Source organism: Brenneria izbisi, assembly GCF_025840185.1.
Classification (GTDB): domain Bacteria; phylum Pseudomonadota; class Gammaproteobacteria; order Enterobacterales; family Enterobacteriaceae; genus Brenneria; species Brenneria izbisi.
The window spans coordinates 1-442 of the sequence record NZ_JAMPJU010000054.1 but is presented as its reverse complement, the minus strand read 5'-3'; the positions used below and the strand labels follow the sequence as shown (position 1 = coordinate 442).

Here is a 442-nt window from a genome sequence, read left to right as displayed (position 1 = left end):
GGTGTACCGGATTTATTGCGGGTTGTCGCTTAACATGCGGATCAAGCCGAAAAAACGACTGAAACGGGATAAACCTGAGCCACTGGCGGTGCCTGAAAGTGGCAACGAATGCTGGTCGATGGATTTCATGCATGATCAGCTATCGGATGGACGTTCTGTTCGTTTACTGAATGTTATCGATGACTTTAATCGGGAAGCGCTGGCGATTGAGGTGGATTTTTCCCTGCCAGCGAGTCGGGTGGTCAGAACACTGGAGCAACTCATTGAATGGAAGGGAAAACCAGCAGCTATCCGGTGCGATAACGGGCCAGAATATACAGGCAGGATACTGATGTCATGGGCGGCCCGACAGAATATAACCCTGCGTTTTATTCAGCCCGGTAAACCTCAGCAGAACGCTTATATTGAGCGATATAATCGTACAGTACGCTATGACTGGCTA

At 49.3% G+C, this 442-nt stretch carries 1 protein-coding gene; it reads left to right on the top strand.

What is annotated here, in order from left to right:
• A partial coding sequence (locus NC856_RS17715; RefSeq protein WP_264091712.1) for a DDE-type integrase/transposase/recombinase occupies positions 1-442 on the top strand: 442 nt, incomplete at both ends.